Origin of the sequence: Mariniflexile gromovii, from assembly GCF_017814435.1 — a bacterium.
GTDB lineage: Bacteria > Bacteroidota > Bacteroidia > Flavobacteriales > Flavobacteriaceae > Mariniflexile > Mariniflexile gromovii.
On sequence record NZ_JAGJCB010000041.1, the window covers coordinates 1 to 4,892 of the forward strand.

The 4,892-nt window shown below is 34.0% G+C and carries 7 protein-coding genes; 2 read left to right on the forward strand and 5 right to left on the reverse strand.

Going from position 1 to position 4,892, the window contains the following annotated elements; all coding sequences use genetic code 11:
* On the forward strand, nucleotides 1-209 hold a 209-nt coding region (locus J8H85_RS18675), incomplete at its 5' end, for a transposase (protein ID WP_209657198.1).
* 378 nt (nucleotides 210-587) lie between these two features.
* On the opposite strand, the gene J8H85_RS18680 is transcribed toward J8H85_RS18675, so the two are convergent.
* From J8H85_RS18680 to J8H85_RS18690, 3 genes are all read right to left on the reverse strand, one after another.
* On the reverse strand, nucleotides 588-992 hold the full coding sequence (locus tag J8H85_RS18680; RefSeq protein ID WP_209657200.1) for a hypothetical protein: 405 nt from the start codon (nucleotides 990-992) through the stop codon (nucleotides 588-590).
* Nucleotides 993-994: 2 nt separating this feature from the next.
* Entirely contained in the window at nucleotides 995-1,228 is a 234-nt protein-coding gene (locus J8H85_RS18685) for a hypothetical protein (protein WP_173282343.1), read from the reverse strand.
* A 153-nt stretch (nucleotides 1,229-1,381) separates the two neighbouring features.
* A complete protein-coding gene (locus J8H85_RS18690; protein WP_209657202.1) occupies nucleotides 1,382-1,810 on the reverse strand; it encodes a hypothetical protein in 429 nt (142 codons plus the stop codon).
* Between the two features lie 176 nt (nucleotides 1,811-1,986).
* On the opposite strand from J8H85_RS18690, the gene J8H85_RS18695 reads away from it, so the two are divergent.
* The gene (locus J8H85_RS18695) at nucleotides 1,987-3,042 is read left to right on the forward strand and encodes an IS110 family RNA-guided transposase (protein WP_209657204.1); all 1,056 of its coding nucleotides are present in this window, start codon (nucleotides 1,987-1,989) and stop codon (nucleotides 3,040-3,042) included.
* A 337-nt stretch (nucleotides 3,043-3,379) separates the two neighbouring features.
* Here the strand turns inward: J8H85_RS18695 and J8H85_RS18700 are convergent, their stop codons facing one another.
* The gene (locus J8H85_RS18700) at nucleotides 3,380-3,937 is read right to left on the reverse strand and encodes a GNAT family N-acetyltransferase (protein ID WP_209657206.1); all 558 of its coding nucleotides are present in this window, start codon (nucleotides 3,935-3,937) and stop codon (nucleotides 3,380-3,382) included.
* Between the two features lie 319 nt (nucleotides 3,938-4,256).
* Complete coding sequence (locus tag J8H85_RS18705) at nucleotides 4,257-4,730, reverse strand: hypothetical protein (protein WP_209657208.1); 474 nt, start codon at nucleotides 4,728-4,730, stop codon at nucleotides 4,257-4,259.
* Nucleotides 4,731-4,892: the final 162 nt, after the last annotated feature.

Sequence of the window (4,892 nt, forward strand, 5' to 3'; positions counted from 1 at the left end):
ATATAAAACATTTGGCTGGTTACGTGGGTCTGGCACCTGGGGTACACCAAAGTGGCGATAACCAAAGGCACACAGGTATTACCATGCGCGCGCACCGTTTAATACGGAGTTATTTTATAGAAGTCCTGGCAAGCCATACGGACAGACCCTGTGATGCAAGCTTATTATCGCAAGCATGTAGGCAAGAATGCCAAGAGCATCATTGTTAAGATAGCCCGAAAATTATTGAGCAGAACCTTAGCCGTTATAAAAACAGAAACACCATATGCCATTGGAGTGATAGAATAATATAAACCAATAACAGAGCTCACGAAGAAGTAGCAAAGCCTGTATCACAAAACACCGTAGGTGAACCAATTAGTAGGTATCACACATTTATAGCAAGTGGACAGGTTTATTATAACTTATAATCATACAGATGCTGGTGACCATCATGTTTTAGAATGGATCACATATAGGATGCGGAGCAAGTTATTTAAAAGGCCATTGAAATATTGATAATCCTATCGGAATTATCAACATTCCAACACCACAGAATCATCATTATGAGATAATTAAAATATAAATATTAACTTTGAAGAACTAGGCTAGTGCTTTTCATAGGATACGGTGTTGTGCAACGTTTTTATTTTTTCGAACAGTTTATTTTCCAATTCAACCGATTTTTTCAAATTCACACTTTCAACTCCGTAAATCCAGTCATTTTGGTATTCAGTCCAATTAGTTTTTTCCGATGCAATTTTTTGTCCGATTTCGTTATTAATAGATTCAATTTTTTCAAATTCAGGGTTGGTCATTTTGAAAACTCGTACATAATTGTCAGCAATCAGTTCAGACAATATTTTTCCACAAACAAAGTCAGTTACGTTTTTAGTTTCTAATTCAGGATAATATTTTTTCACAGAATTATGCAGTTCATAAATTCCTTGAATACTATCATTTATTGCATCAATTAGAATGAATTTGATATGTTCTTTCAGATTATTTTTCATAATTAATTGTCCATATTAATTTCTAAATCAATATGCTTTTCTTTTTTCCATTCCGAAAAACTATCTCTAAAATGCATATGACAATTGTCGTTATTTTCAATGTGATTTTTGACCTTCTCAAAAAATTCGCATAATTTTAAAATATCATCTTTTGATGAAAAGATAATTCCTGATTTTCCTTCATCAGGAAAAAATCCGTCATCATCAGAATGAGATTTTGAAAGGTATATTTTCATATTATCTATATGTTTGTCAAATGTTGCACAACGTTTATGTATAAGGAAAGTTGCGTGTTTGTGTGCGAGGATTTTCCGAAGGAAAATCAGAAGCAAGCAAGCAAAGCAACGACCATTATACAAGCCTAAAGTAGCAATTTTTTTTATACGGTGTTATGTGCTGGCTTTTTTTGTCAGTTTTATTTTTCGGTTTCTAATTGCCCAAACAAAATTTATTATAAAAACAATAGTCGAAATCAGCATTAAGGTCAAAGTCAGACGTGAGTCAGAGTCCAGAATATCCTCCGCAATAAAAGTAAGTCCGATTAAAATCAGATGAAATATTGAAAGTTTTTTATTTGTCCAATAACGCAATAATGCTAAAATTCCATATCCGATTAAGAATGCTAACCATAAAAATGGTTTAACTATTAATATCCAATAACTAAAGTCGAAAGCCCAACCCAAAGTCCGATTATATCCAGTCTGGATTCCGCCAAAGTATATTGTAATCATTAATAACATAATGATTAATAAAAACATTCTTTTTTGGACTAATTTGTCAAATGTCATTTTTTCTATTGAGTTGTTTTTAGCTTGCACATAACGTTTATGTATAAGGAAAGTTGCGTGTTTGTGTGCGAGGATTTTCCGAAGGAAAATCAGAAGCTGGCAAACGAGCAACTAACTTTGGTTTAGCTAAAACTAGCAATTTTTTTTAGCATTCATGAAAAAGCAGAAAGTCCAGTATCTTTAAAGTTCACCAAAACAATTAAGATATGAAACCTGAACAAACTGCCCAACCAAAGTTATACATAGGAATTGACATACACAAGAGAAGCTGGAAAGTTCATTGTGCCACGGATCTATTTTCTGGAAAATCTTTTACCATGCCCCCAAAACCAGAGGTTTTAGAGACCTATGTTGATACCCATTTCCCTAACCATGAAGTCACTACCGCTTACGAAGCCGGTTGTTGTGGTTATTATGCCCATCGTAGTTTTGAGGGTTTTGGTTGGAGTTCTTTAGTAGTGAATCCCGCAGACATTCACAGGAAAGGAAAAGAACGCTTCACCAAGACAGATAAGATTGATGCACAACTGATAGCACGAGAACTAAAGGACGGAAGATTGGACAGTATTCATGTTCCGGAAGTCGAACGTGAACAACTGCGAAGTCTTTTTAGAAGACGTAACGATTTGGTTAAGGATTTTAGGCGCGTAAAGAGTTATATAAAAATGCAGCTGCTCTATTTTGGGGTAACGGTTCCCGAAGCGTTTGACAATGACCACTGGAGCCACAGCTTTAGGCAATGGGTGGATGCACTTGCTTTTGAACATCCAACTGCCCGAGAAACACTTGATAGTAGAATGCGCAGTTTTAGGTTTATAGATAAAGAGCTTCGAGATGTTTCCACAAAACTACGTGCTTATTGCCGTAAACATTATAAAAAGGATTATTGCCTTTTACGCAGTATTCCAGGAATAGGCGGTATTGTAGCCTGTGGCATTATTTGCGAATTGGGAGATTTACGGCGCTTTAACAATATAAAACATTTGGCTGGTTACGTGGGTCTGGTACCTGGGGTGCACCAAAGTGGCGATAACCAAAGGCACACAGGTATTACCATGCGCGCGCACCGTTTAATACGGAGTTATTTTATAGAAGCCTCCTGGCAAGCCATACGGACAGATCCTGTGATGCAAGCTTATTATCGCAAGCATGTAGGCAAGAATGTCAAGAGTATCATTGTTAAGATAGCCCGAAAATTATTGAGCAGAACCTTAGCCGTTATAAAAACAGAAACACCATATGCCATTGGAGTGATAGAATAATATAAACCAATAACAGAGCTCACGAAGAAGTAGCAAAGCCTGTATCACAAAACACCGTAGGTGAACCAATTAGTAGGTATCACACATTTATAGCAAGTGGACAGGTTTATTATAACTTATAATCATACAGATGCTGGTGACCATCATGTTTTAGAATGGATCACATATAGGATGCGGAGCAAGTTATTTAAAAGGCCATTGAAATATTGATAATCCTATCGGAATTATCAACATTCCAACACCACAGAATCATCATTATGAGATAATTAAAATATAAATATTAACTTTGAAGAACTAGGCTAGTGCTTTTCATAGGATACGGTGTTATGCCACGTTTTTATTTTTTCCATTCTTCTTTAAGAATACTGTAAACATAAGTTCCTTTGCTTTCTCCATAAGACTGGATATTGTAATTTCTTAAAAGACCTTCTTTATAAGCTCCAATTTTTTCTATCGCCTTTTGAGATTTTATGTTATTAATGTCTATTTTAAATTCAACTCTTCGTAGATTTAAATTGTCAAAACAATAGTCTAAAAGTAGTCCTTTACAAATTGCGTTAATTCCAGTTCCTTGAAATTTTTCGCCAATCCAAGTCCAACCTATTTCTATCCTTTTACTTTGAAAACTAATATTTCCAAACATTGTCAATCCGATTGGGTTATTATTTTTCCGATTTATAATTATTAGAGGATATAATTCTTTTTCTTTTTTCGATTTCAGGCAGAAGTCAAAATAAGCGTTTAAATCATTTCTGTTTTTTACTCTTGCTCCAAATTCACCTAATTCTTTATTGTAACTTATTTGTTCTATTGCATCAATATCATTAATTGATAGAGGGCGCATTAAAATTGTTTCATTTTCAAGAATCAATTCGGATGAGAAAAATTTTTCCAAGTTCATTTTTTTAATTGCGTAATATTTTGTTCGAATGTGGCATAACGGTCTCGTATAAGAATAGTTGCGGGTTTGTGTGCGAGGATTTTCCGAAGGAAAATCAGACGTAACAAACACGCAACGACTTTTGATTAAGCACTAAACCGCAATTATTTTTATACATTGTTGTAGCACGTTTTTTTATTTAATTCAGTCTTTTTTCTTAGGTGGTGGCGGTGGTGGATTTCTCATTGTAGGAACTTGTCCTTTCGGTTTTGCTTCACCACTTCCTCCTGGATTATTTCTCGGTGTACCTTGTGGTCCATTAGGTCTTTCTTGTTTAGCCATTTATATGATATTTATTTAAATAATGATTTGTTTCTATTTCTGTATGTTTCATAAGTTTTTTATACCTCTTGATATTTAATTTGCAATCAAGTTCTTCTATGTTTTCCCAATCAGATTCTCTAAGTTCGAAATATTTGTCTACGGCTTTTTTATCTTTTATTTGGTCATACTGATATTTAGTCCAAAGCCTTTCAAGTTTATTGAAATACCTTGTATACATCATTCTTAAATTTGAAATTTCTTCGATTTCTTTGTCAGAACGAATTATTTGATTTTCAATAAGTAACAAAAGTTGAACAATAGCAATAAGAATAAAAGCAATCCATACATAATCCTCAAAGTATTTCCATCCGAGAATTCCACTCAAAGAAACGAGAAGTGTTAAGATTTGAAACGACTTTTTCAAAGTACGTTGAAGTCCGAGATATTTAGTCAGATAAATTTCTCCGTACTTAATATTAGTCATTTCGTACCAAATTTTGTTAGTCATTTTCTTCGTTTCTCAAATGTCTTGTCCTGAAATATGGCTACAGGTTAAAAATTGATTTACGCTGTTAATTTGTATACCATATTTGGTGTTCTAAAGTCTAAAGATAAGTGTAATCTTATTTCGTTGTACAAATTAATT

What these genes read in the sequence shown, in the direction of transcription:
- J8H85_RS18680 (WP_209657200.1), bottom strand. Translation starts at nt 992, where the DNA reads ATGAAAAATAATCTGAAAGAACATATCAAATTCATTCTAATTGATGCA.
- J8H85_RS18685 (WP_173282343.1), bottom strand. Translation starts at nt 1,228, where the DNA reads ATGAAAATATACCTTTCAAAATCTCATTCTGATGATGACGGATTTTTT.
- J8H85_RS18695 (WP_209657204.1), top strand. Translation starts at nt 1,987, where the DNA reads ATGAAACCTGAACAAACTGCCCAACCAAAGTTATACATAGGAATTGAC.
- J8H85_RS18705 (WP_209657208.1), bottom strand. Translation starts at nt 4,730, where the DNA reads ATGACTAATATTAAGTACGGAGAAATTTATCTGACTAAATATCTCGGA.